Source organism: Syntrophaceae bacterium, from assembly GCA_013177825.1.
Lineage (GTDB): Bacteria > Desulfobacterota > Syntrophia > Syntrophales > PHBD01 > PHBD01.
Genome location: JABLXX010000008.1, coordinates 25,591 through 52,587, shown reverse-complemented (window position 1 = coordinate 52,587; position 26,997 = coordinate 25,591). Strand labels below are relative to the sequence as shown.

Sequence of the window (26,997 nt, the reverse complement as noted above, 5' to 3'; positions counted from 1 at the left end):
CCTACGCCGTGAGAATGGCCTTCCTGTAATCGTTCTGGATCTCCTGGTGGATCATCTGGATATAGCTCCGCGCGCCGTCTTCGCCGTAGACGCCTTCCCCGTATCGATAAAGGCTGCCCTTGTCGGTCCGGATGTTTTCATTGACGAGTTCCGTGTCCATGTCGCCGGCATGGGTGTTGGCCAGATTTTCGATGATCTGGTGGATGCCTGATCCCGACTGGGCAGGGTCCTTTATGCGGAAGGCCAGGTAGGGAGGAACGCCCAATTCCACGGCCGCCTGGCGGTGGACCCTCTTGCGGAGGCTGTCCTCGCTGCCCTGTATTTTCAGTCGGGGAGAGATGCGCATGGCCGTCCGGATGACGTCCCGGTCGAGATAGGGAGCCCGGAGCTCGATGGAATGGGACATGGTCAGCTTGTCCTCCCGCTCCAGCGTGTCGTCGTAGAGATAGTTCAGGTCCTCCCAGAGCTGCTCATGGAGGCGGAGATAGCCCGATTCCTTCAGGACGTCGCTGTACCAGGGGTATCCCGCGAACAGCTCGTCCGCCGCCTGGCCGGTGAACATGACGCGGATCCGGTCTTCCGCGGCCATTTTCGCCGCCATGTACATGGGAATGGCCACCTCGACCTGGAGGAGTCCGCTTTCCTCCACATTGCGGATGACCTCGGAGAGAATCCCCTTCACGAGGTCCTCGTCGATGATCGAGGTCTTCAGTTCCAGTCCGAGCTCCTTCGCTACGGCCAGGGCCGCCAGGATGTCGCCCGAGTCGGCGGTGCCGGTGCAGTAGCAGACGATGTTTTTCCCTTCCCGCTGGAGAAGCTTGGCGATGAGGACCGAGTCGATCCCTCCGGAAAAGATGACCCCCAGACGCTCCTCCCGGAGACCCGTCAGCCGCTTCTGCATCGCCTTGACGAGGACCGTCTTGTACCGCTCCACGGCGTCACGGAAGTCCGTGATGTCAACCTGGGGAAGCTGAATCCGGGTACCCTGCCGGATCTTGATCCCGTCGATGCCGATGCTGAGAATTTCTCCAGGGCGGATCCGCTTGGGCTCGTCTTTCCCGTTCCAGAGGGCCTTCTTCTCGGAGGCGAAATAGACGATGGAATCCCGGTTCACGTAGTAGAGCGGTTTCTTGCCGATGGGATCCCTGACGAGAACGACGGATTTACCGTCCGTGACGGCGAAGGCGTACATGCCGTCCAGAATCCCGGTAACCCGTCGGACCGCCTCCAGGAGGTCCCCCTGATACGACTCTTCGATGAGGTGGACGACAATCTCGCTGTCGCTGTTCGTTTCAAACCGGTGGCTGTACAGAAGAAGCGATTTCAGGGCACTGTAGTTGTAGATTTCGCCGTTCTTGATCAGGGTGAGTTTCCCGTCGCACGAGACATAGGGCTGGCAGAGGCCTTCCGCCCCGATGATCCCGAGGCGGGAATGGCCCATGGCGATGCGGCTTTTCTTTTTCAGGAAGGTCTTGAGCCCGTCAATGGTTTCCCGACGCGTGACGGAGCCGTCCAGGTAGATGCCGTGGAAATCGGGCCCCCTATGCTCCATTTTCTTCATCATATCGTAAACGTCTGTCGATAGTCTGGGTTCCTCCTGGGCAAAATGACCGCATATGGTGCACATAGGTGTAGCCTCCTTTATTGATTCCATGCGTCCCGGATTGAAGACAGGGATAACCTGAACTTGGTTGAAAGGGGCTTGCCGAAGCGGATCCCAGGGCCAGTGGGAAAAGCGACAGGGCTCCTTTGCCTGGGAAAGAGCCCCCATGATTTGAATGTGTCGGGAACCATAGCGCATTGGGGCGGGAAAGTCAAACCCGGGGGACAGGAACGGCGGAAACACGACAGGTTAAGTACATGCAATAACAGATGATACCGCGATATCAGCGAATCAATGTCCATAAGAACCAACCGGCGGATCCGGGTGATAGTCCGGGTAAATCCGCACAGGCTGCCGAGCACTCGAGATGTGTTTCAAACGATGACGCGTTCCCTTCGGGGAATCTCGCAAACCGGGTCTCCTCGATGCGCGTTCCGGATATTGATTCGGAATCAATTCGCCTTGAGAAATAGGAGGTTATCCATGCAAAAGGGTTGACAAGTCCGAAATGAACGCTATAGTGGGTTCCGTCCCGGGAAACACCGGAACAACGGGTGTTGTCCGGGATTCTCTTCAAAGCAGCGGTTTCGCCTTGCGTCGCTGTCAAACGGGGGTGGGCGATCACGGCGGAAGGCTCAACCACCTCCCGCAGAGACTGCCCGATTTCGCAGAATAAAACCGATCACCAACCTATTTCATTCATCGTCTGTCCGGAAGGCCCTCAGGCAGGATCTGTCTCTGTGAAGCAACGGGAACGGCCCGCCGGGTGGGCCGGGACAGGAATCGGAAAGGATGCGTGTTGAACATGAAGGAGTTTCAGACATGCAAGTTTGAGGAGATCGAGCCCGGGGTGGGGCTTGTCACTCTGAACCGGCCGGAGCAGCTAAACGCAATCAACGGCACGATGCTGGAAGATTTCGACAGGCTGTTTACGGTTCTGTCGAGGAACGACACCATCCGTGTCCTGTTCATCACCGGTGCCGGACGGGGATTCTGCGCCGGTGCGGATCTGAATGATGCGATGATTCATAAGGATACACAGGTATTTTCCGACCCGGAGCAATTCCTGAAACTCGTCCAGGAGCGCTTCGCCGCCCTGACCCTGGGGCTCCGGCGCATCCCCCAGCCGGTCATCGCCGCCGTCAACGGCGTAGCGGCGGGTGGAGGCTTTTCCATGGCGCTGGCCAGCGATGTCCGGGTGGCCGCGCCGCAGGCCTCGTTCATCGCTTCGTTTGCAAACATCGGCCTGACCGGCGGCGAACTGGGATCGTCCTATTTCCTGCCCCGGCTGATCGGTGTCGCCCGGTCGTCGGAAATCCTGCTCACGGGCCGGAAAGTGAAAGCCGACGAGGCTGAGCGGATCGGACTGGTCAACCAGGTGGTGCCTGCGGAGAGCCTCATCGAAACGGCCCTTTCCTATGCCCGGCCGATGCTCGCCAAGGGGGTCGGGGCACTGAAGATGACGAAACGCGTCCTCGACCAGAATATCAACGCACCATCGCTCGAGGCGGCGGTGGACCTGGAGAACCGCAATCAGACGATCATGGTTTTTTCCGGCGAGTTCTTCAAACTGATTCAGCCGTTCTTCAAGAGCGGCTCCGGGGACTGAGATTCGTCTCAGAGAATGACGAGGCAGGCCGGCAATTTCATCAACTCGACCGAATGGAAGCGACAGCGGGAATTCTGCGGAGGTGAAACGTGACTGCAAAAGACGTGATCATTGTCGGAAGCGGGGTAGGGGGCAGCGCCGTCGGCGCTTTGCTGGCGAATACCGGGAAATACAACGTAACGCTGATCGAGAAGTCGAGATTGATCGGAGGCAGGTTTGCCTCTTATCGTAACGAGGGATTCAATCTGGACGTGGGCTGCCACATGCTTGCAAACTGCGACAAGGGGCCCTTCGGCAGGGCGCTCGATATCTGTGGCTGTAAGGATTACGTGAAGTGGCGCTACGCGGTAAAGCCCTCTCCGGCGGTTGTCTTCAAAGGGGAAAGGGTCCGGTTCCCCTACGATGCGGAGAAAATGGGCTTCACCAAGGAAGAATCCGACCGGTTCATGACGTTTTTCTTCGATATCTCCCAACTGTCCGATGCGGACTGTGACCGGTTGAACGACGTCAGCATCGCGGATTATGTAAGCAAGTACGTGAATTCGGATCTGGCGAGAGGGCTGATCGGCTTTTTTGCCTCCATCTACTTCGTGACGCGGGACGACGAAACGCCCATCGGCGAGTATGCCAGGTGCCAGAACGAAATATGGAGAAACAAGGCGGTCGGCTATCCCATCGGCGGCACCGGAGCCGTTCCCGAGGCCTATTGCCGGATCATCAGGGAGCACGGCGGAACAATTCTGACGGGAACGGGGGTTCGGCAAATCGGCGTGGAGGATGGCAAGGCGGCGGGCGTCGTGCTGGAAAACGGCAAAAAAATCAGGGCGGATATCGTGATCAGCAACGCGACCGTAAAAGACACGGTGAATCAGCTGGTCGGGCGGGATGTGTATCCGGCTGAATTCACGGACAGGGTGAACCGCTACCGGTATTCCTACAGCACCTCCGTCATCCAGATCGCGCTGAATGAAAAGATATCGAACGATTCCATGATCTTCTACATCGGCCGGAGCGACTTGAGCGAGTTTGAAAAGCGCATCGAATCAACGGGAGCTCTGCCGGACATGGCCCCCTGCCTGATGATCCCGGTCGTGTCGAACATGGATCCGGAGGCTGCCCCGGAAGGGAAACAGCTGATCATTGTCGGCGCCTCGGCGAAACTGCCGTACAACGCCGGTACCGCCATCTGGAAAAAATGGGAACAGGCGATCATGAATTCGCTGGAGGTCGTGTTTCCCGACATCCGGCAGCACATCCTCTGGACCGTTTCGACGACTCCGAAGGACATCGACCACTTCGGCAGCGAAGAGGGCTCCGTGATCGGCATCGGCCAGATCATCGGCCAGGTCGGCGGGAACCGTCCCCCGATCGTCGATCCGTATGTCCGGAATCTTTACCATTGCAGCGCCGACACGGGCCAGCACGGCATCGGCGGGGAACTGGCCATGGATGCCGCGTTCAGGCTCTACGAACACCTGAGTTGAGAAAGCTTCCCCGGTGATCGGGAAAGGAGGAAAGGAAGGGCGGGTCGGTTCGGGACATGCCGTCCCGCCGGAGACGGAGGACATGGAGCGGATGAACGTCGCAGAAAGGGGGAGGATCATGCGAGTAGGGGATTTCCTGAAGAGATACGGCAAAGAGATACCCGACAGCGAAGCGATCGTTTTCGGAGATCGGCGGATCACGTTCGGACAGTATGACCGGGAAACGGACCGGGTAGCCATGGGGCTGCTGAATCTCGGCGTCCGGCGCGGCGACCGGATCGGAATCTATATCCCTCTCTGGCCGGAAGCGCTTTTCATCTATCTGGGTGCGGCCAAGATCGGAGCGGTTGCCGTTCCCGTCAGCGTCCGGACGACCGCGCCGGAACTGCAGTTCTTTGCCAATGACGCGGAGATGTCCTGCCTCTTCCTGGCGAGCGGCTTCATGGGAGCGGACTTCATGGGGAACCTGGAGGCCGTCCGGAGCGGCATCCCTTCCCTCCGCCACGTTGTCTGCCTCGACCGGGAAAAGGAGGGCGTGCTTCCTTACGGGAGGTTTCTCGCCGAACCGGATCCGTCGGCACTGAAAAGAAGCACCGACGCCGTACGGGAGGAAGATCCGGTCCTTTTCATCTATACCTCGGGGACAACGGGCGTTCCCAAGGCCGCCATGCTGACACACAAAAGCGTCATCGCCATGACCGACGCCCAGCTCACGGCCACGGAATTCGTCCACGGGGACTCCCTCCTCCTGAATCTCCCGCTGAGTCATGCCGGTGCCGCCGTCATGGGCGTCATCGCCACGCTCAACGCGGGGAACAAGCTGGTCCTGATGGACATGTTCAATCCCGAGGAAACCCTCCGTCTGATTGCCGCCGAAAAGTGCACGGCCATGGGCCAGGTTCCCGTCATGTACGCCATGGAGCTGGCCCATCCCAACGTCGGGAATTACGATCTGAGCTCGCTCAAGGTTCCCATCGTCTCCGCCCAGCCCTGTCCATCCGAGCTGATTCTTGCTTTCAAGCAGCAGGTCGGTGTCATGCCCCGCAACGCCTATGGCCTGACGGAGGCGAGCGGCACCGTGACCTTCACCCATCCCGACGACGGAGAGGAAAAGCTCACCTACTCCGTCGGCAGGCCCGTTCCGTCGATCCAGCTCGTACTCAAGGATGAGGAAGGGAACGGGGTGCCCCGGGGCGAGGCGGGCGAAATCTGCATAAAGGGGCCTGTCGTCATGAAGGGCTACTGGAAACGGCCCGAAGAGGACGCCAGGGTCTTCGACAACGACGGCTTCCTCCATACGGGGGACATGGGACGGCTGGAAGAGGACGGGTACCTCGTCATCGTCGGCCGCAAAAAGGAGATGTTCATCCGGGGCGGCGAAAACGTCTATCCCCCGGAAATCGAGGAGGCGATCTGCCTCCATCCCGACGTGATGCTGGCGGCGGTGGTCGGCCGACCCCACGAAAAATGGGGTGAGGTGGGCCGGGCCTACATCATGCCCAAGCCCGGCAGGGAAATCACGCCGGAGGGCATGAGGGAGTTCCTCAAGGACAGGCTGTCCAGCTTCAAGATCCCCGAGGATTTCATCATCCGGCCGATGCTGCCCCTGACGCCCCTGGGAAAAGTCAAGAAGCTGGACCTTTATGCCGAAATGAAGGATGAATATGGAAACCGGCCATAGCAGGGGAGAACCAACCATTCTCCGAAATACCGAGAAGAAAGGACACGTTCTGCGACTCATCATCCGTGCCGATCAGGACGTATCCCTCGCTCAGGCGAACGATTCGACAACATTGAGTAAATGTCATGGAAGATGAAAAGATAACAAGGGAGCAGTTGATCGAGGAGCTGTCGTCGCTGCGCCTTCGTGTGTCCGAACTGGATCGACGGGAAACAGAGCGGCAACAGGAGCGGGAATCATTAAGAAACAAGATTGAACTTGCCGAGAAGCTGATGGTCACGATCCCGGATATCATTGTCGTAACGGACATGAACGGTAGGATTCTTTTCGTCAATCACCTGCATGAAGAATTGCTGGGATATCCGAAAGAGGAAGTGATCGGAGAAAATATCATTCTGTATCTCAATCTTTCCGAAGACATGAATACGTTTCTGACCAATGTGACATTGCTGATGAGAGGCGAACTGGGGCCCAGGGAATACGGCATCCTTGCAGCGGATGGAAGGCGTCTTCCCTTTGAGATAAACAGCAATATCTTGACGGACAAAGACGGCTCGCCCTATGGAATCGTTTTCGTCGGCCGGGACATCACGAAAAGGAAAAAGGCACAAGAGGCCCTGAGGGCAAGTGAAGAGCGTTACCGCCTGATATTCGATAATATCGAAGACGCCTATTATGAGGTCGATCTGGAAGGGAATACGATCACCTGCAACGAATCGGCGCATAAGATTCTCGGCTATACCGTAGGCGAACTGAAGGGCATGAATTATCGCCGGTATATGAGCGAAGAAAATGCCCGGATCGTTACCGAGGCATATGGTACGGTCTATCGTACGTGTCGGCCCGTCAATATCAAAGAGTTCGAGGTTGTTCGGAAGGATGGAGCGGTCCGGTCCGTCGAGGTGTCCATATCGTTGTTGATGGATTCACACGGGCAGCCGGTGGGATTTCAAGGCATTATTCGCGACATCACCGATCGAAAGGAAATGGAGGAGAGAATCATAAGCCTCTCCATGACGGATCAGCCGACGGGCCTCTATAACAGGAGAGGATTTCTGGCGCTGGCAGAGCAGCATTTCAGGATTGCGGAGCGATTGAAGACGAGACTGCTCCTGCTTTTCGCGGATCTGGACGGCTTGAAGCAGATCAATGACACGATGGGCCATAAAAAGGGTGACGAGGCCATTCTCGAAGCGGCAACGATCCTGAAAGAGATCTTTCGAGAGTCGGATATCGTCGCCCGTGTGGGAGGCGATGAGTTCGTGGTTCTGGCCTACGGGACATCGGCTGAAAACTCGGATGTCCTTGAAAAGCGGCTGCAGCAACACATCGACGAACATAATGCATTTCCGCAAAGAGACTATGAAATCTCCATGAGTGTCGGAATTGTCTATAAAAATCCGGATGAGACTGTTTCCATAGACGAACTGATGTCACAGGCGGATGCATACATGTACGAGCAGAAAAGGCGCAAGAAAGCGATGAAAGGGAAAACCGATCCGTCTGATTGAATTCGGATGCCACCGCCTGTAAGGGATCAATCCTTTACCGGACAAAGTGCATGACATGGTGCAGACAGGAGGTAAAATCATGAGACATATCTTGATCGGCATTCTGATGTGCCTGCTGATGGCAGGATCCGTCTACGCCGGGGAGGGAGCGGACATGAAAGATACCTTTTCAGTCATTCATGCAAGAAAGAGCGTCAGGACCTTTACGGGAGCGCCTGTCGGCAAGAGCGACCTGGAAAGGATCCTCAAGGCGGGAATGGCGGCGCCCACGGCGGTCAACATGCAGCCGTGGTCTTTTGTCGTGGTGACCGAGAGAAAAATGCTGAATGATCTGTCTTCAGGACTTCCCTATGCAAAGATGCTGACAAAGGCAGGGGCGGCGATCATCGTCTGTACGGAAACCGATCAAGCATATGACAAGATAAAGGAATTCGCGATCATCGATGCCTCGCTGGCCGGCGAAAACATCCTCTTGGCCGTTGAAGCCCTTGGGCTAGGCGGTGTGTGGACGGCAGCCTATCCGTATGACGACAGGATGAGTCATGTGCGAAAAACCCTCGGCATCCCTCAGAGCGTTATTCCCCTGAACGTCATCGCCGTCGGCATTCCCGCCGCCGGAGGGGAGAAGCCGAAAGACAAATACAAAAAGGAGAAAATTCACTGGGATCGGTGGTGATGACGACTACCGGAAGCGAATGAAAGAAATCGTCCATGATTTCTATGGTATTGACCTTGTTTTAAAAGTTTGAAATAAAGGGCGCGGCTGCAGGGAATGAAAGCCGGGGTCATCGTGAACGCATGAAGGAGATGCAAAGCGGCAGCGGGAACGGGGGAAGCGGTCGGGGGAAGCGGTTACTGGTTGTCCTGCTGGCGTTCTTTCTGTCCGTATCCATCCTGGAATTCGGGGGTTTTCTGATCTGGCGGGCTGCCGTGTCTCCCGTTGCCAAGGCAAACGCTCAGGCCCTGTGCAGCTCGGGAGACGATCAGATCCAGATGCTTCCGAACACCTTCTGGCATCATGAATTCAATCCCCGTCATCCGTCCTATGCCGGTCAGGTCAATTCGAAGGGCACCAAGGGCGTGGAATTCCTGCTTCCGAAGCCCCCGGGCGAGCTCCGGATCGTCTGCGTGGGCGACAGCACCGTGGAAGGGACGGGCGTCAAGCCCGACGAGACCTTTCCGCACTACCTGGAGATGATCCTTCAAAAACGGCTGAATCCGAACTCAGGCTACAAGAGCGTGAAGGTCATCAACGCCGGGATCGGCTCTCATAATTCGGCTTTCAATCTGTCCTACCTGGCGTTTCGCCTGATCCACTACCAACCCGATATCGTTGTCGTCAAGAGCGCATACAACGATTATCTGCCCTACAGTGTCCCCGGCATGAGCTATGACTATACGCATGTATTCCCTAATCCGTATCATCGTGTGCGGCCTTCGGCATTCTGGACCGCCGCCCGGTACAGCTATTTCCTGAAGGTCGTCGGGACCGTCGTTTTCCGTGAGGAGGTCGCCGTCCCCTTCCGCGATTTTTCAGGGCACATCACACTCGAACAGTTCCGGAAAATGGATTACTCGGCCAATGAAGACAGGTTCTTCGTCTACGGGGAAAACATCCGATCCATGATCCTCCTCTGCAGGGGGCGCAACATCGGCGTCGTTCTGGTGGACCTGCCCACGTCGCCCGATCCGGCTCATTTCGGCAAGGACCGGACGTTCGGACCGCGTTTCAAGAATCTCATCACCCGGCTGGAGACGGAACTGAGGCGGATTGCAGGGGAGGAGCGGATCACCGTCGTCAGGACGGGGCCTTTCACGAGCGAAGATTTCTGGGACCATTGCCATTGCACTGCCGGCGGCAACCGGAAAGTGGCGGAAGCCGTCGCCGGCGAGGTCGCAGACAGTCTGACCGCGAACAGGAAAGGGAAGGCCGCGGCAGACGGGAAGCAGGCATCGACGGAGGCGGGGACGACGCTCCGCTGAAGGAAACATCGTGGGTTCAACAGCCGGAACCGTCCCGAGAGGCGATCAGGGTGTTGCCATGAATGGATTGATGGAATCCCGGAAATAGAACCGTATGGAGGGATCGCGATGAAAAGAACCAGACTTTCCTGCTTGGCGATTGTCAGCTTGCTTCTTGCCATGGCCTTTTATCAGGGCGTGTTTGCGGCGGGCGAGGGGACGAAGCTTGCCGACTATTACCTGAAGAAGATCCCGGCACCGGCGATGGATCAACCGCCGACGCTGGATCAGGCCATGAAAATCCAGGCCGAGTACAACAAGGCTGTGATGCCCGTCTTCGGGAAAATCGTAGGATACAAGGCCGGGCTCACAAATCCGAGCGTCCAGAAGGTTTTCGGGGTCAGCGCCCCCCTGCGCGGAACCCTCATGGAGAACATGATCCTGAAATCCGGTGCCACGGTCGAGGCTGCTTTCGGGGCCCGGCCCCTCTACGAGGGGGACCTGATTCTCCGGGTGGGGAGCGAATCCATCAACACGGCCGCGACCCCCATGGAAGCCCTGCAGGGCATCGACGCGGCAATCCCCTTCATCGAGCTTCCCGATCTCGTCTACGCGAAGGACGTCAAGATCAACGGCCCCATGCTCGCCGCCGTGAACGTGGCCGCCCGGTACGGCGTCGTCGGAGAGCCGATTCCCGTTCAGGCAACGGCCGAATGGATGGAGCGGTTGAAGACCTTCAAGTGCCAGATCTACGATAAAAGCGGAACCCTGCTGGTGGAGGCCCCCGGCAGCAGCCTCCTGGACCACCCGATCAACGTCGTGCTGTGGATCCGGGATTCCCTCAAGAAAGACGGCATTGCGCTGAAGAAGGGGGATCTCCTGTCGCTCGGCACGATCACGAAGCTCACGCCGACGGCCCCCGGCACGACCGTCAGGGCGCGGTACGTCGGCCTGGATCCGAAGGGACCCGTCGAGATAACTATTATTTTTAAATAAGAGAGGGAAATCGAACATGAAAGCGAAATGGAGCATTCCGTTCCTGGCGGTTCTTTTCCTCGTGATCTCTTCTCCCGTTCCGGCCGAGACGGTCAAGGGCATCTCCTCCGCCGATGTCTTGTTCGCACCCCGGGGGGGCTTGATCGAGGCAGTTGTCCAGGAAATCGACAAGGCGGGCCGCGAGATCGTCGTCCACTCGCACTCCTTCCCGTCGTACGAGGTTGCCAAAGCCCTCGCGGAGGCCCAGAAGCGCGGCGCCAAGGTCGTTTTGCTCCTGGACAGGAGCCAGAAGCGGGAAAAGGAGTCGACCTTCTACGTGCTGGAAAAAGCGGGAATCCAAGTCTACATCGACAGCGACCACGTTGTAGCCAATAATAACGTGATGATCATCGACAAGGACGTCGTGATCACCGGGTCGTTCAATTTCACGAAGGAAGCGGAGGAAAAGAACGCGGAGAACATGCTGATCGTCCGGTCCTCGAAAGCGGCGGCTCTTTTCCTGAAGAATTTCGACCGGCACATGGCGCACTCGATGCCCTACAGGCATCCGTGAAAAATGAAGGTGTTTGCCCATTGAATCGGCCGGGACGGTGATTCGTTCCGTTTCCCGAAGGCGGGACGGACACCGGATACGGCCGCCGTTTCCGGAGGCCCATCCATCGCAATAAACCGGACGTCCAACATCATGCAGATCGCGGGAGGGGACGGAAAGACGCGGGTCCTCTCCGACTGGCAGCGCGACCGGGAAAGCAGCCGCACCCTGCCGACGGTGGAGTCGTCTCGAAAAGGCGACCGCCGGAACCTCCCGATTCTTCGAAATGCCGTTCAGCAGAGCCTGACGCTGGAGGCGGCGGACGTCCCGGACCGGTCGATCATCGACGTCCGCGACGATTATGAGGGAAACTGGTTCGTCCGCAGACGGGATGTACGGAACGGTTATGCCATGGCCTGGGAGAACCGCCCTGAAAAAGGACTCTACATCGACGTCCGGGCATAGGCACTGACGGCTCCCGCCGCAGATACCATCCATCCGCCGACAATCCAGGCAGTCGCTCGCGCGTCCGGCAGGCCGAAAGCCCGCCTGCTCATACACTCCTCATCCTTCCGCGGTCGACGTGACACGAACGCGCATTCCCGCTCCCGATTTCGGGAGACCGGGGGCCGCCTTTCGTTCAAGGTAAGGTTGAGCATATTGCTCGGGAAGATTGACACGACCAGGCGACTTTCCTATATTTCCGCCGCCCGAAGAGGAATTCCGTACTCTCCCTTCGGGGAAGGGGAGGCCATCCGTTTCATGAGGAAACCGAAATTCCCGACCGGCATTCTTCCAGCGACCCTGCGTGGAAGACTGTTTCTGGTGTTGGCGATCGCCATCAGCATCCCCATCATCTCGACCGGTTACGTCCTGGAACGGAAGGGCCGCCAGGCCCTGCTCGAAGAGAAGACGGCAAAGCTCTTCGGCCTGACAAAAATCATGGACAGCTACCTGGGGAGCGATTTCGGGACGATCATGAAAGAATACCGGGGAGACCCCGGGGACCGGATTGCAAAGATCCGCTTTCTCAACGAGCGCCTGCGCGATTTCACCGACCGGATCGCCGAAGCCAATCCGGGGGTCGGCGTCGGCTACTACGACATGGAGCTGAATGCCGCCATCACGTATGGCCCCAGTCAGGAATATGGCAGCAAGGTCGGCGAGATCCTGCCGGTGGACCATCCCGGCTGGCAGGTCATGGCCAAGGGGCAGCCGGCCATCGAGACCGGACCGATGGCCCGCGGGCACATCATGAACGCCATGTGGCCCGTCATCCGGGAAGGGCGGGTGATGGGCTACATCTGGGCCAACGAGTTTACGGCGGCGGTCGAGAAACAGGCGCTGGCCATGGACCGGGCCCTGATCGTCGTCGTGTCCTTCGGACTGGTCCTTAGCTTGGCCCTGAGCTTCTTCATGGCCCAGCGCCTGACCAGGGACATCGGCATCATCAAGTTCGGCCTGAACCGCATGAAACTGGATCTGCGGAAACCGATCCGGCAGCTGAAAGGCGAAATGGGCGAGATCAGCAGCGCCGTGAACGAAATGGCCAGGGCGCTCATCGACGCCCGCTCGCTGACCGAAAACATCCTCTGGAGCATCGCCGACGGAGTGATCACCGTGGACGTCGACGGCAACATCACGTCCATCAATCCAGCCGGACAGGAAATCATGGGCGTCACCCCGGAAAGGGCGATCGGCCGTCCTTACGAATCGCTCCTCGACCGGGAAGCCAATTTCACGAGCTTCCTCCTCGATACGTTGAAAAACGGCAATGAATACGTTAGCGTGAACATCGATGTCCCCCTTCATGACAAGACCTTGTTCGTAAGTACCAGTACGAGCCTCCTCCGTGACGGGAGCGGCAACATCATTGGCGCCGTGGCGGTCTTCAAGGACATCAGCGAGACCAGGCAACTGCAGAAGCAGGTCATGCGGGCCGACCGGCTGGCGGCCCTGGGCGAGCTGGTGGCCGGAATCGCCCATGACATCCGGAATCCCCTGACGTCCATCCGCGGATTCGTCCAGTACCTCCAGAAGAGCCGCGATCCGGAGGAGCTCATGGAATACGGCCCCCTCATCATCCGCCAGGTGGACGGCCTGAACCGGACCATCGGCGAGCTTCTGAAGTTCGCCAAGCCTTCTCCGCCCCAGTACGGACCCGTACAGGTAAACGACCTGATCGGGGAAACCATGCGGCTGATCAGGAACCGGGCAGCGAAACAGAACGTCGAGATCGAGCTTGAACTGGATCCGGAGCTGCCCATGATCCGGGCCGACGGGGAACAGCTCAAGCAGGTCCTGCTGAACCTCCTGATCAACTCCGGCCAGGCCATGAGCTCGGGGGGCAGGATCCTCATCCGGACGTCGATGGAGACGTCCGGGAAGCTGGTCATCGAAGTGGCGGATAACGGAGCGGGGATTGCAACGCAGCATCTCGAAAAGATCTTCGATCCGTTTTTTTCCACCAAACCGGCCGGAACCGGCCTGGGTCTTGCAGTAGTGAATCGAATCATCAGCGGGCACAACGGCGTGATCGGGATCGAGAGCGAACTGGGGAAGGGGACGACCGTGACGATCCAACTGCCCGGAGCACCTTCCGATATGGAGGAAACACAAGAAGCATGAGCCGGATCCTGGTTGTCGATGACGATGAAAGCGTGCGGAAGCTTCTTTCGGTCGTTCTTGGAAAGGAGGGGTATGACGTAACCTGCGCGGACAACGGCCTGACGGGACTCGACGCCTTCCGCAACACCTCGCCGGACATCGTCATCATGGACATCCGCATGCCCGAGATGGACGGCCTGCAGGCCCTGGAGGAGATCTCCCGGATGCGCCGCGGCGCCGCGGTGATCCTGATGACGGCCTATGCCGCAGTCGAAACGGCCGTGAAGGCCATGAAGCTGGGGGCCTTCGACTACGTCATCAAGCCCTTTGACATCGACGAGATCCTGCTCCTGGTGGAGCGGGCGCTCCAGATGCGGCAGATGCGCAACGATATCAACCTGCTGCATCGCGAACTGCTTGCGACTTACCGACTGGATCGCATCCTGACGGACAACCCGAAAATGAAGGATCTCTGCCTGACGGTCACCCGCATCGCCGGCAGCAACGCCAGCGTTCTGATCACCGGAGAAAGCGGGTCAGGAAAGGAACTGATCGCTTCGGCCATTCACTATAACAGCAAGCGCAAGAGCGGACCGTTCGTCAAGATCAACTGCGGGGCCATCCCGGAAGGGCTCCTGGAGAGCGAGTTTTTCGGCCACGAAAAGGGGGCCTTCACCGGAGCCATCGCCCGGCGGCGCGGCCGGTTCGAGCAGGCCGGCGGCGGAACGATCTTCCTTGACGAAATTGCGGACATCAGCCCGAATCTGCAGGTGAAACTGCTTCGCGTCCTTCAGGAGCGTGAATTCGAGCGGATCGGCTCCAACGAGACCATCCGGACGGACGTCCGCGTCATTGTAGCCACCAATCGGGATCTGGAAAGCATGGTGCGGGCCGGCACATTCCGGCAGGACCTGTATTACCGGGTCAACGTCGTGAGCCTTCATGTCCCGCCCCTCCGCGAGCGCCCCGAGGACATCCGCCTGCTGGCGGACCATTTCCTGCAGCGGTTCGCAGCGGAAAACAACAGGGATATCCTGAGCTTCGACGACGACGCCTACCAGGTCCTCATGGGATATGGCTGGCCCGGCAACGTGCGGGAGCTGGCAAATGCCGTGGAAAGCGCCGTGATCATGGGCACCGGCAGCGTGATCCTCTCCGAGGACCTGCCAAGGCATGTTCTTGGCGGGGAGCGTCGGGACGGACATGAGACGGAAGCCCAGGAGACCGCGGAAAGCCAGCGCCCGTTAAAGGAAATGGTCAAGGAATTCGAGCGCCAGGCGATTCTCCAGGCCCTCGAGCGAAACCAGGAAAACCGGGTTCGGACGGCCCGCGAGCTGGGCATCAGCCGGCGGTCGCTTCTGTACAAACTTCAGGAATACGATATTTCGTAGCGCAAACATTTGCGCAGTGCGCAAAAAAGCGCACACCCCGCCCCTGTCTTTCCTCCGGAAAACCATCCGCCTCGGCTTCGGTATTTTCAGTATATACGGCGCCCTACAGAAATTCTTCCCATCCTCTCCGGATGGCATGCCCGTTGCTCTCTTCGAATGGTCGCAGTGGTCCGTCCAGACTCAACGAAAGGAGAGCAAGTGCATGAGTAAAAAAAAGGTCAACAACAATAACAGCGAAACGTTTCTTTCCCGGTTCACCGAAGGCTTTGCGCAATGGGCCTTCCGGTGGGTGCCGGACGCCCTGGTCTTCGCCCTGATCCTGACGGTGATCGTCTTCCTGGCCGGCTGGGGTCTCACGACCCACGGTCCCGGGCAGCTCGTCGGAGACTGGATGAAGGGCTTCTGGATCCTCCTCACCTTCGCCATGCAGATGTGCCTCCTGATGATCACGGGATTCATCGTCGGCGATTCCAAGTACATCAAGGCTGCCCTGCTGAAGATGGTCGACATCCCCAAGACCAAGACCCAGACGATCATGTTCTACTCCATCTTCATGTGCGTGCTCATGTGGTTCCACTGGGGAATCGGCCTGATGGCCGCCATCATCATGGGGCGGGCCATCGCCGTCAAGAAGAGGGGGCTGGGGATTCACTATCCCTTCATCGCCGCCATCTCTTACGTCACGGCGCTGATGTCGAACGGCCCCTCGCAGGCGGCGCAGCTACTGATGGCAACACCGGGCAACTTCATGGAGAAGGTCGCCGGCGTCATTCCGCTCAGCCAGTCGACGTTCAACATCAAGCTGCTCGTGACGAACCTGGTGCTCCTCGTAACCATCCCGATCATCCTTCTGGCCATCGCGCCGAAGAAAGAGCACGCCGTGGAAGTCGACGACGCCACGGCGGCGATCTTCGTTCCACCTCCCGAGCCGCCGGTGGACAAGAAAAGCCTGCCTCCGGCGGAACGCCTGGACCGCTCATTCGTTCTGCCCATCCTGATCGGTGCCGCCGGCGTGTTCGGGTGCGCCAAGCTATTCGGGATGAAGGGAATCGCCGCCCTGGACCTCAACACGCTGAACTTCCTGCTGCTCATGATCGGCTTCATTCTCCACGGAAACTCCAAGAGCTTCATCGAGTCGGTTCAGCGCGGCACCGCCACGGTGTACGGCGTCATTATCCAGTTCCCCCTCTACGCGGGCATCTTCGGCATGATCAGCTTCTCGGGCCTGGCCGAGATCATCACGAGGTTCTTCATCGACATCTCGACGCCCACGACTTTCACCTGGATTGTCTTCATTTACACGGGTATCGTCGACTTCTTCGTCCCCTCCGCGGGATCCAAGTTCGTCATCGAGGCCCCCTACATCCTGCCGGCCGCCAAGAACCTGGGCGTCGCTTACGGCGATGTGCTGAACGCCTACACGGCAGGCAGCCTCTGGGTGAACATGATCCAGCCGTTCTGGGCGCTGCCCATCCTGGGCGCCTTCCGGCTCAAGTTCAAGGACATCCTCCCCTACACCTTCATCGGCTGGCTCTGGATGTTCATCGTCATGTCCCTGTCGTTCTTCATTCTGCCGCAGATCTTCTAAACGGCTGAAGAACAGCAAAACACATCAAAAAAGGGCCGCCCTCCTGACCGGGGGGCGGCCCTTTTGCATGGCGGGGACGGTTGCCGTCACGCCGGGTGACTGTTACGATTCATCAGGGTACCTTGAAGTCGAACTTGTGGCACTGGGCGCAGTAGTTCTCGTTTTTGGCGTGCTGCTTATGGCACAGGGTGCAGTCCAGCTCCGTCCCGTAGTGGGGCGAGGTGTGGGGGTTCGAGGGCTTCACCTGGGCCGTCTTTTCCGCCAGTTTGGCCGTGGGGCCGTGGCAGGAAACACACTTGTCCATGGCCAGGGGCTCTGGTGTTCCCTTTCCGTGGCAGGCCGCGCAGTTGATCCCGGAAAGCTGGTGGCGATGGCTGCCGGGCATCTTGCCTACGAGCGACATTTTCCCTTCCGCGTGACAGGCCTGGCATTCCTTCCATTTCATCTCCGAGACGGCGGGATGGCTCTCGGGGAGGACCTTGTCCTGTCCGTGGCAAGCCGCACAATCCCCCGCCTTTGCCGTTGGTACCTGTTTAGGTGCCGCCGAGACGGCCTGAACGGCCGCGATCAGGAGAAGCAGGCAGAAAGCGGCGAGGATGATCAACCTCCTGTTCCTTCGTTTTTCTTTTAAAGACATCTCCTACCTCCAAAAATTCACTTCACTTTTTGTCAGCCCGTCGTGATCCGAATTCAGGCTTTTTCTTTCGCTGCATTCCGTCCGGCGAGGCGTCCGAAAACGACGCAGTCAGCCATGGCTACGCTGCCGAGACGCACGGCACCGTGCACGCCGCCGGTTACTTCCCCGGCCGCGAAAAGCCCCTTGACGGGCTTCATGTCGAAGCCGATGACCCGGGCGTCCGTGTTGATCACGAGCCCGCCCATGGTGTGGTGGACCCGGGGCCACAGCCGGGCGGCGTAGAAGGGCGGGGTGACGGTGGGTCTGGCGTCGGGGAAGATCATGCAGTCCAGGTCATCGTCCTTCTTCTTTTCGACAAAGGCGTTCCAGCGGGCGACCTGTGCCTGGAAGTCGGCGACGGACATGCCGTATCCCTTCGCCAGCGCCTCCAGGGTGTCGAATTTCCGGATGGCGCCCGCTTCCATTCCCTTTGCCAGGGCGTTGGGAAAAACCTGCTTGGGCACGGCGTAGGAATCGCCGAGGATGAGGACCGGGTGACCGATGAGGATGATCGCGTCGGCCCGCTCCTTCCGGTTTCCCGTCTCCTTGAAGAAACGCTTTCCCGTTTTGGGATCGACCATGAGCCCGTAACCGACGAGGCGCTCACAGAACAGGGGCACATACCCGAATCCCTTTTCGTCCGGGCTGGTCCAGGGGCCAAGCTGGATCCAGTCCATCTGGACGTCCATGGCCCCGGCCCGGCAGGCCGCCAGGAGCGCTTCCCCCGTGGCGCCCGGGTGGTTCGTGGAGTCGAACCGGTCCGTCAGCCGGGGATCGTGCACCTGCCGCAGCGCCACGTCCTGGGAAAATCCTCCCGATGCCAGGACGACCGCCCTCCGTGCCCTGATGAATGCCGGCTGGCCCGATTTCTCATCGGGGAAGCGGTAATTCCTGCGAACCTCCATGCCGACGATCCGTCCGTCCCTGTCGGCCAGAAGCCGCACCAGCCTGGTCCTGGTTTGGAGCTTCATCCCCAGTGCCCGGGCCTTCGTCAGCATTTTGTTGACCAGTTCGGAGCCGGAGGCGTTGACGGTCTGGACAGCACGTTTGACCGAGTGGCCGCCGTGGAAATTGAGGCGCGCGAACTTTGCGCCCACGTACTCTTCGCACCACTCGAGCGCCTCGTTCGAGTGGTCGGCCACCATCCTGGCCAGTTCCGGATGATTCAGGTAGGATCCCGCCTTCATCATGTCCTTGAACATGAGGTCGGGCGAGTCCTTGACCCCCTGCTCCTTCTGCAGCTTGTTTCCCGCGGCGGCGAAATCCCCGCCGTTGATGATCGAATTTCCCCCGTGTACGGGCATTTTTTCGATGACCAGGACCTCGGCCCCGGCGTTCCGCGCTTCGATGGCGGCGGAGAGGCCGGCAAATCCGCTGCCCACGATGACGACGTCGGCGGTTTCATTCCACTTTGCCGGCAGATCGTCGCCCGCGGCGGAGGCCTCTCCCGCGGTGAGCGGAACAGCACCCAGAGCCATGCCCGCCAAGGCGGTAGCCCCTGTTGTTTTCAGAAAATTGCGCCTGGTTAAAGACCGGGACTTTTCCTCTTGATCCGCCATGTGATTTCTCCTTTCCTGTTGGTGGGTCTGAAATGGGAGTAACCGTGGACGACGGGGAAAAGAACATTGTGTTCGCGACTATATAGCGTTTCGGGAATCGTGAAGTCAAACAGGGATTTCCGGGAACGGTCGCGGCCCCTCACACCATCCGCTCGAACTCCCGGAATTTCTCGTCCAGACGCTTGTGGGAAACCGGGTAGGGGGTCTTGAGCTCCTGGGCGAAGAGCGACACCTTGTATTCCTCTATCATCCAGTACAGGTCGTCCAGGGCCGCCTTCTTCTCCGGCGAGGAGTCGACCGGCAGGCTGTCCTGCAGGGCTCTGTAGCGGGCCAGCATCGCTTCGATCTCCCGGGAGCGCGCCAGGGCCTTCTCCAGGTGCAGGAGTCCCCGCTCCGCCCGGATCGCCAGGGCCTTCAGATAGCGCAGGATATGCCGGAGGCGCTCCCCGTCATAACGGATCAGGAAATCCGGAGGCAGGAGGCGATGGAATTCCTCTTCCATGGACTGGAGATAGCTCTTGGCGGGGGCGTTGGAGCGGTGACCCTGTTCGAGCGTCCGCAGGGCCTTCCGGGTTTCATGGGCCGCCTGGAGGATCGGCCGCACCGCCTGGAGGACTTCCTGGCCCCGGGGCAGGATCCGGGACCGCACGATGTTTCCGTGATCCAGGAATTCCTTCGATGAGCGGACGGGAACCGCGAAAAGGTCCCGCCGGACCTTGTCCATGAGCAGCCTTTCCACTTCCCGGAAGCCCCCCAGGGCCTCCGCCCGGAGCTTCATGTCACCTGCCAGGACCAGGGCCTTCTTGAGATGCCGCAACTCCTCGGAGAAACGCTGCGCGTAGAGGGCCTCCACACCCTTGAGGTGCAGATCCCGGGCCTCCGCCCGGTTCTTCAGGAGCCGGAGGGAGACGCCTTCCTTCTCGGGGATCAGGGCGGGAAAGAGGAGGCCGACGTTTTCCACGGCCAGTTCCTCCGGCAGCATGGCCACGTCCCAGGATGTCAGGCCTGTCCTCTCCCATTCCCGGCGCATGCGGTCGAACGCGGAGGACTCTGCGTCTGCCGCCGCGTGTGCCTGGAGCGCCCGGATATCCCGGGTCTCCGCAATGGTCTGTCCCTTTTCATCCACCACGAGGTAGCGGAGTTTCAGATGGTCGCTCACGGCTTCGACGGACCAGACGGACGCGGGGACGTGCACGCCGAAGCGCTCGTGGATGAGCCGGCTCAAGGCAGTCAGAAGCGGCGTGTCGGATTCCTCCAGGCTTTCCATGATGATGGAAACGGCCTGCGGCATGGGTTGGAGGCGGCGCCGGTATTCTTTCGGGAGACCCCGGAGCAGGGCCGCCACCTTCTCCCGGAGCAGACCCGGGACGGTCCATTCCATGCGGCCCGGCGAGAGGGCCGGCAGGGCCTGGACGGGTATTTTCAGGGTCACGCCGTCGTCGCGCCCGGAGGGATCGAACCGGTAGTCCAGGGGGAAGCGGAGCCGGCCGATGCGGGCCTGGTCCGGAAAGGCGTCCAGCTCGTCCCGTTCGGGACGGCGGAGGAAGACGTCCGCCTCGGACATGCGGAGGAAGGCGTCGCCGCCCCGTTCCCGGATCATCTTCTTCAGGAGCGGCCAACTGTAAACAGCCGACAGCCGCTCTTCGTAGAACTGCGCCAGGTCGTTTTCATCGGCCAGATACTCCCGCCGGCGGAGCTTGTGCTCCACCGCAGATGCCTCCTCCACCAGTTCCAGGTTGTGGGTCAGGAAGGGCAGGGGATGGCGGACGTTGCCTTCCACCAGGGCCTCCCGGATGAAGATGCGCGACGCCTCGTCCGGATCGACGGGGCCGTAGGAAACGGTACGAGCGGGAACGATCACGAGCCCGAAGAGATGGACCTGCTCGGTCGCCACGACCTCGCCCCGGTCCTTCACCCAGCGGGGGTCGGCGTACGAGAAACGGCAGAGCTCGCCACCCAGTTCCTCCAGCCAGGCGCTTTCGATGGAGGCAACCGTGCGGGCGAATAGGCGGGAGGTCTCCACCATCTCCGCCGCCACGATCCAGGCGCCCCCGCGGCCGAAGAGCCCCGAGCCGGGAAAGAGCATGACCTCCCGGCCCCGGGTGGCGGTGTAGATGTTCTTCTCCTTCCTGACGGCGATGTTCGAGAGGTAGCCGCTCAGGATCGACTTGTGGATGGCGGCGAAACGCTCTTCCGGTGTTCCGGCAGGGGATTGGTCGGTACGAGCGCGATCGGTCCCGCCGCGTTTTTGCCGGGCGCCTCCCTCGGCGAGAATGCCCCGTATCTGGTCGTACACATCCCGCCACTCCCGCATCCTGCGATATGAAAGAAAATGGGCCTTGCAGAACTTCCGCATCCGGTTCTGCGTTTTGAGGCTCTCCAACTGGCGGTGAAAGGCATTCCAGATGTTGAGCATCGTCAGGAAATCCGAGGACGGGTCCCGGAAGGGCGCATGCATGCGGTCCGCTTCGTCTTCCTTCTCCAGCGGCCTCTCCCGGGGATCCGGGATGGACAGGGCGGAGGCAATGACGGCGACCTCGTCGACGCAGTCGAGGCCGGACGCCTCCAGGATCATCCGGGAGATCCGCGGGTCCATGGGCAGGCGGGCCATCCGGCGGCCCAGATCGGTCAGTGTATAGGGCCGGTCGTCCCCCTCCCGCTCATCTTTTTTTCTGGACGCGATGGCGCCGAGCTCCTGGAGAAGCTCGATACCGTCCTTGATGCTTCGGGGCTGGGGCGGGTCCACGAAGGGGAAGGACTGGATCTTTCCCAGGTTGAGGGAGAGCATTCGCAGGATGACTTCCGCCAGGTTGGCCCGGGAGATCTCCGGGGGGGTGAACAGAGGACGCTCCTCGTAGGACCCCTCGTCATACAGCCGGATGCAGACGCCGCCCTCGACGCGGCCGCAGCGCCCCTTCCGCTGGTCGGCGCTGCTCCGGGAGACCTTCTTGACCGGTAGGCTCGTCGTCCGGGTCCGCGGGTTGTACTGGAGGAGCCGGGCCAGCCCCGTGTCCACGACATAGCGGATGCCGGGGATCGTGATGGAGGTCTCGGCGATGTTCGTGGCGACGACGACTTTCCGACGGGAAGCGGACTGGAAGATCCGCTTCTGCTCCCCCCAGGAGAGGCGGGCGAACAGCGGGAGAACGAGTACGTCCCCCCCGGCCCTGGACTCCAGGAGATCGCAGGCCTCGCGGATGTCCTGCTCCCGGGGCATGAAGACGAGGATGTCCCCCCGGGGATCTTCCGCCAGGAGCTCCTCCACGTTCCGGACGGCGGCGTCGATGTAGGTCAGCTCCCCCTCCTCCTCGAGGGCCTTGTCGAGGGGACGCCAGCGGACCACAACGGGAAAGAGGCGGCCCGAGACCTCGATGATCGGGGCGCCCCCGTAAAAGCGTGAGAACTTTTCGGCATCGATGGTGGCGGAGGTGATGATCACCTTGAGGTCCCGGCGGCGGAGCAGGAGGTTCTTCAGGATCCCCAGGACGAAATCGATGTTCAGGCTACGCTCGTGGGCCTCGTCCACGATGATCGTATCGTAGCGGGAAAGGCGCGGATCCGCCTGGGCCTCCATGAGGAGGATTCCGTCGGTCATCATCTTGATCCGGGTGGCTGGGCCCGACCGCTCCTCGAAGCGGATCTTGTAGGCCACGGTTCCGCCGGGCTCCTCCCCCAGCTCCTCCGCGATCCGCTGGGCCACCGTCACCGCTGCCACCCGGCGCGGCTGTGTGCAGCCGATGAGCCCCCGGCGTCCGCGTCCGGCCTCGATGCACATCTTTGGAATCTGCGTGCTCTTCCCGGAGCCCGTCTCCCCGGTGATGATCACGACGGGATTGTCCCGGATGGCCGCGACGATGTCCCGCCGGCGACGGACGATGGGCAGGGCCCGGGGATAGTGAAGGTCCCGGTAGGGCGTGCGGACCGGACGGGGCGGGTTTTTCGGACGGTCAATGGGCTGTTTCGGGGCCTGCGGATCCATGCCGCGTGCTTCCCTCCGTTCGGCCGGATTTCTTAAAGGGGCGGTTGCCTTTGGAAAACGGGTTGCAGTGTGGTATAAGGCAGCTATCAGAATCGCCCCCGCCTGACAAGTGGATTCGGGCATTGCACGGGGAACGGACATGCCGCTTGCTATTTTCTATTTCCAGCTCCACCAGCCGCTCAGGCTCCACCCGGATCGGGATAAATTCCTGTGGGACGAGCAGAATCAGGCGATCTTCGAAAAGGTGGCGGAGAAGTGTTATCTTCCCGCCGTGGAGATGTTCACCGACCTGGTCGCGCGACATCCCCGCTTCAAGATCACCCTCGGCATGTCCGGGACGTTCCTGGAACAGGCCCAGCAGTACCGGCCCGAGGTGATCCAGGCGCTCCAGGCGCTGCAAGATGCGGGGCGAGACGGGGAGCGGGTGGAGTTCCTCAGCGAGACGTATTACCACTCCCTGGCGAGCCTCTTCGACGATCCGCGGAAACAGGAATTCCGGGACCAGGTCTCCCTGCACCGGGACCTGATCCGGAAGCTCTTCGGCGTGTTTCCCACGTCCTTCCGGAACACGGAGCTGATGTACAACAACCGCATCGCCGAAGTCGTAGCGGACATGGGATACGCCTCCATCCTCTGCGAGAAGCGGAACGACATGTTCACCGGGAGCGAGGTTCCAATCTCCCCCAACGCCGTCTTCCGGGCCGCCGGCTCGCCCCTCGTCGTTCTTCCCCGCAATCGGGAGCTGAGTGACGACGTGGCCTTCCGGTTCCCCCACCAGCCCATCCTGCCGGAAGTCTATGCCTCCTACATCGCGAAAATCGACGGGGAGGCGGTCCTCCTGGGGTACGACTTCGAGCACATCGGGGAGCACATCTGGGCCGACAAGGGGATCTTCGAGTTCTGGCGCGGCCTTCCGGAGGCCCTCGAGCGCCATGGAAACGTAGTCCCGTCGACCCCGACGGAAGTCGCCGCACGATTCCGAGAGGCCGACTGCCCGGTCGTCGACATCCACGACCTCTCGACGTCGTCGTGGGCCGATGCTGGACGGGACACGTTCGGGTGGCTCGGCAACCCGACCCAGTACGATCTGTTCCGGGACATCCAGATGATGGAGCCGCGGGCCAGGCGGGCCGGAGGGGAACTGCTCCTGCAATGGCGGCAACTCACGACGTCGGACCACGTCTACTTCATCCACGAGCGGATCGGGGAGGATCATGCGGTTCACGCCTATTTCAACCCCTACGGAGGCTCCATCGCCCGACCTACGCAGATCCTGACCCGGAAGATCGACGATCTCCAGGTTGCCATGGTTCGCTTCGAGGTCCTCCGGAAGCGGGAGACGACGGCGATTCTCATGATTACGCCGGAAACGGGGCGGCTGCCCGAGGAGATGGGGCCGCTGGCAAAGTATGTCTCCGGGAAAAGCGGCGGTCTAGGAGAGGTGGTGTCCGCTCTGTGCGAAGGACTTACGGAACGCGGAATCGACGTGCATCTGGCCACTCTGAATCTGAAAAAACGCTTCCAGCGGGAATCGAGGCTGGACGAACAGGAGTGGCGGGAGATCCGCTACAAGATCGACGCCGGGCGGATCCACCTGGTCAGCTCCTCCATCTTCGAGAACAACGCCGGCGCTTACGCGGGAGACGTTTTGCGGACGGCAGCGGAGTTCCAGCGGGAAGTCGTCAACAGCCTCATCAAGGAGGTCCGGGCCAAGCACAAGGGCAGGCTGATCATCCACAGCCACGACTGGATGGCGGGAGGGGCGATCACGGCCTACGGAGCGGCTACGGGTCTCCCGATCCTCCACACCGTCCACAACGTCTTCACGGCGGACCTGCCCCTGGATCTGCTGGAAGGGGTGAACCTGGCGAATCTCCATCCCCGCCTCTATTTCAGCGAGGCCTTCGGCCGACGTTGCATCGACTGCCAGGCCACGGCGATCAAGAACGCCACGATTGTCAATTTCGTCGGGGAGAGGTTTCTCCGGGAGGTCGTGGGGGACTATTTCCTGGACCGGCCCATCGTTCCCCCGAGCGTTCGCCGGGAAGTGAAAGAGAAATATTACTTCGACGCCGCCCGGGCGATCATCAACGCGCCGGCCTCGAACATGTATCCGGAAAACTGCGATCTCCTCGCCCGGAAATACGGTCCCGAGGACGACATCCTGGAGGCGAAGCGGGAAAACCGGGTGGAGTTCCAGCGACGGACGGGCCTGAACGTAGACCCTGACGCCATCCTGTTTTATTGGCCGTCGCGGCTCGACACCGTTCAGAAGGGGGTGGATCTCCTGGAGGCCGTGGCCGGCCATTTCACGGGAGTGCACAGGGACGCCCAGATCGCCGTCGTCGCCGATCCCGTAGGCACAGACCGAACCCATGCGGACATCCTGGGGCGGATCGCCTGGAGCTCGGAAGGGCGCATCACCTTCCAGCCATACAGCGAAGACCTGTCCATGCTCGGATTCGCCGCCGCCAGCGACGTCTTCGGCGCCTCCCTCTACGAACCCTGCGGCCAGATCGACCAGGTGGGCAATCTCTTCGGATGCACCGCCACGAACCGGGACACGGGGGGATATCACGACAAGATCAGGGAGCTGAGGCTCAAGATCGACGGCTCCCCCCTCGACGTAGGCAACGGATTTCTCTTCCGGGACTACGACACGGGCGGGCTCTGGTATGCCCTGGAAAAGAGCCTGGCCTTTCACCGGAAGCCCCCGGAAGTCCGGGAGGCGCAAATCCGGCGGATCATGCGGGAGGCCCGGGAGCGGTACGACCTGGGCGGGATGATCGCCGAATACATGCGAATTTACGAACGGCTCAACGGAGGCCGGCCCATATTTTAGGAAAGGTACATGCGCATTTACATCGGATTTGACGATACGGACAACCTGGAAGCGGATTTCGGAACGGGCAAGGTGGCCCGCCGATTCGCTTCATACGTACCGGCGGAGGCCGGGATCTGGGGCGTCGTCCGCCAGCAGCTCCTGGTGGATCCACGCATTCCATACACATCGCACAACAGCTCCGCCTGCATGGTCCTGGATCTTCCCGATCCATCATTGTTGGAGGATCTGGTGCGGCAGGCGGCGGGGCACATCGAAGAGGTGTCGTCCCCGGGAAGCGACCCGGGACTCTGCATCGTCCGGGAGGGGGATCCGACCCTGGCGGCGCTGATGGAACTCGGCCGAAGCTGCACCCGGCGGCTGGTGAAACAGAGCGAGGCCCTGGATGCCGCCGGGAAGGCCCACCTCTCCGGGCATGGCGGGACGAACGACGGGATCATCGGCGCCGCCGCCGCCGTCGGCCTCACCGCCTCGGGCTGGAGCGGACGCTTCATCGAATACGCATCGCTGCGGTCCCTGCCGGACCCTGTCTCCGTTTCGGCGCTGGAAGGGAAGGGAATCCGCGTGGTCTCCCTGGATCGGGACGCCCTGTTTCCCCGTCCCGAGGATGTCGTGCACACGAAGGGCTGGCTCCGGCCCCGGCTGTGGGGATCCGGAGCCGTCCTGCCGGTCTTGCCGGCGGGGCCCGGCGAGTGGGTGACGATGGGAGAGAAGAGAAACAAATCGTAAGAAAGAGGAGGTGCAACCATGGCAGGGAAGATTTTTTACCGGGAGCGCAGGAAGGTCGGCGAAAAGGAGAAGAAACCCCGTTTCAAACTCGTTGCCATCGCCGGCGTGGACATGAAATTCTACAGCGAGCATCTCCGGAAGAAAGAGCTGGAGGACATCGCGAAAGCCGTGGGGGCGGAGCTTGTCCTTCTGGAATCGGGCAAGGACAAGGACGACGAGATCGAGCTGAAGGACTGAAGGAGAGACGA

19 protein-coding genes are annotated in these 26,997 nt (G+C 60.5%); 15 read left to right on the top strand and 4 right to left on the bottom strand.

Annotation, left to right across the window (positions count from 1 at the left end; translation table 11 throughout):
- Nucleotide 1: 1 nt before the first annotated feature.
- Entirely contained in the window at nucleotides 2–1,552 is a 1,551-nt protein-coding gene (locus HPY65_15370; protein ID NPU85856.1) for an asparagine synthetase B, read from the bottom strand.
- An 856-nt stretch (nucleotides 1,553–2,408) separates the two neighbouring features.
- Between HPY65_15370 and HPY65_15365 the strand changes: the two genes are divergently transcribed.
- The 12 genes from HPY65_15365 (at nucleotide 2,409) to HPY65_15310 (ending at nucleotide 16,964) form a co-directional block, all read left to right on the top strand.
- Entirely contained in the window at nucleotides 2,409–3,212 is an 804-nt protein-coding gene (locus HPY65_15365) for an enoyl-CoA hydratase/isomerase family protein (protein NPU85855.1), read from the top strand.
- An 89-nt stretch (nucleotides 3,213–3,301) separates the two neighbouring features.
- Nucleotides 3,302–4,696, top strand: a complete 1,395-nt coding sequence (locus tag HPY65_15360; protein NPU85854.1) for an NAD(P)/FAD-dependent oxidoreductase — start codon at nucleotides 3,302–3,304, stop codon at nucleotides 4,694–4,696.
- Nucleotides 4,697–4,709: 13 nt separating this feature from the next.
- On the top strand, nucleotides 4,710–6,377 hold the full coding sequence (locus HPY65_15355) for an AMP-binding protein (protein ID NPU85853.1): 1,668 nt from the start codon (nucleotides 4,710–4,712) through the stop codon (nucleotides 6,375–6,377).
- 125 nt (nucleotides 6,378–6,502) lie between these two features.
- Nucleotides 6,503–7,888: a PAS domain S-box protein gene (locus HPY65_15350; protein NPU85852.1), complete on the top strand. Its 1,386-nt coding sequence runs from the start codon at nucleotides 6,503–6,505 to the stop codon at nucleotides 7,886–7,888.
- 79 nt (nucleotides 7,889–7,967) lie between these two features.
- Entirely contained in the window at nucleotides 7,968–8,564 is a 597-nt protein-coding gene (locus HPY65_15345) for a nitroreductase family protein (protein ID NPU85851.1), read from the top strand.
- Nucleotides 8,565–8,686: 122 nt separating this feature from the next.
- Nucleotides 8,687–9,871 (top strand): hypothetical protein, encoded by a 1,185-nt coding sequence (locus tag HPY65_15340; protein ID NPU85850.1) that lies wholly within the window; start codon nucleotides 8,687–8,689, stop codon nucleotides 9,869–9,871.
- Between the two features lie 108 nt (nucleotides 9,872–9,979).
- Nucleotides 9,980–10,846, top strand: coding sequence for a hydratase (locus HPY65_15335; GenBank protein ID NPU85849.1), 867 nt, complete (start codon nucleotides 9,980–9,982; stop codon nucleotides 10,844–10,846).
- A gap of 16 nt (nucleotides 10,847–10,862) precedes the next feature.
- Nucleotides 10,863–11,399: a phospholipase D family protein gene (locus tag HPY65_15330; GenBank protein NPU85848.1), complete on the top strand. Its 537-nt coding sequence runs from the start codon at nucleotides 10,863–10,865 to the stop codon at nucleotides 11,397–11,399.
- 132 nt (nucleotides 11,400–11,531) lie between these two features.
- A complete protein-coding gene (locus tag HPY65_15325) occupies nucleotides 11,532–11,843 on the top strand; it encodes a hypothetical protein (GenBank protein ID NPU85847.1) in 312 nt (103 codons plus the stop codon).
- Nucleotides 11,844–12,140: 297 nt separating this feature from the next.
- Complete coding sequence (gene atoS / locus HPY65_15320; GenBank protein NPU85846.1) at nucleotides 12,141–14,006, top strand: two-component system sensor histidine kinase AtoS; 1,866 nt, start codon at nucleotides 12,141–12,143, stop codon at nucleotides 14,004–14,006.
- The gene (gene atoC, locus HPY65_15315; GenBank protein ID NPU85845.1) at nucleotides 14,003–15,376 is read left to right on the top strand and encodes an acetoacetate metabolism transcriptional regulator AtoC; all 1,374 of its coding nucleotides are present in this window, start codon (nucleotides 14,003–14,005) and stop codon (nucleotides 15,374–15,376) included. Before atoS ends, atoC begins: the two co-directional genes overlap by 4 nt.
- A 202-nt stretch (nucleotides 15,377–15,578) precedes the next feature.
- A complete protein-coding gene (locus tag HPY65_15310) occupies nucleotides 15,579–16,964 on the top strand; it encodes a short-chain fatty acid transporter (GenBank protein NPU85844.1) in 1,386 nt (461 codons plus the stop codon).
- Between the two features lie 112 nt (nucleotides 16,965–17,076).
- Here the strand turns inward: HPY65_15310 and HPY65_15305 are convergent, their stop codons facing one another.
- From HPY65_15305 to hrpA, 3 genes are all read right to left on the bottom strand, one after another.
- Complete coding sequence (locus HPY65_15305) at nucleotides 17,077–17,601, bottom strand: hypothetical protein (protein ID NPU85843.1); 525 nt, start codon at nucleotides 17,599–17,601, stop codon at nucleotides 17,077–17,079.
- 53 nt (nucleotides 17,602–17,654) lie between these two features.
- Nucleotides 17,655–19,199, bottom strand: a complete 1,545-nt coding sequence (locus HPY65_15300) for a flavocytochrome c (GenBank protein ID NPU85842.1) — start codon at nucleotides 19,197–19,199, stop codon at nucleotides 17,655–17,657.
- 139 nt (nucleotides 19,200–19,338) lie between these two features.
- On the bottom strand, nucleotides 19,339–23,178 hold the full coding sequence (hrpA, locus tag HPY65_15295; protein ID NPU85841.1) for an ATP-dependent RNA helicase HrpA: 3,840 nt from the start codon (nucleotides 23,176–23,178) through the stop codon (nucleotides 19,339–19,341).
- Between the two features lie 139 nt (nucleotides 23,179–23,317).
- On the opposite strand from hrpA, the gene HPY65_15290 reads away from it, so the two are divergent.
- From HPY65_15290 to HPY65_15280, 3 genes are read left to right on the top strand one after another with little or no spacing between them, the layout of a single operon-like run.
- Complete coding sequence (locus HPY65_15290; GenBank protein NPU85840.1) at nucleotides 23,318–26,020, top strand: glycosyltransferase; 2,703 nt, start codon at nucleotides 23,318–23,320, stop codon at nucleotides 26,018–26,020.
- Nucleotides 26,021–26,029: 9 nt separating this feature from the next.
- A complete protein-coding gene (locus tag HPY65_15285) occupies nucleotides 26,030–26,749 on the top strand; it encodes a hypothetical protein (GenBank protein ID NPU85839.1) in 720 nt (239 codons plus the stop codon).
- 18 nt (nucleotides 26,750–26,767) lie between these two features.
- A complete protein-coding gene (locus tag HPY65_15280) occupies nucleotides 26,768–26,986 on the top strand; it encodes a hypothetical protein (GenBank protein ID NPU85838.1) in 219 nt (72 codons plus the stop codon).
- The last annotated feature ends 11 nt before the right edge of the window (nucleotides 26,987–26,997 follow it).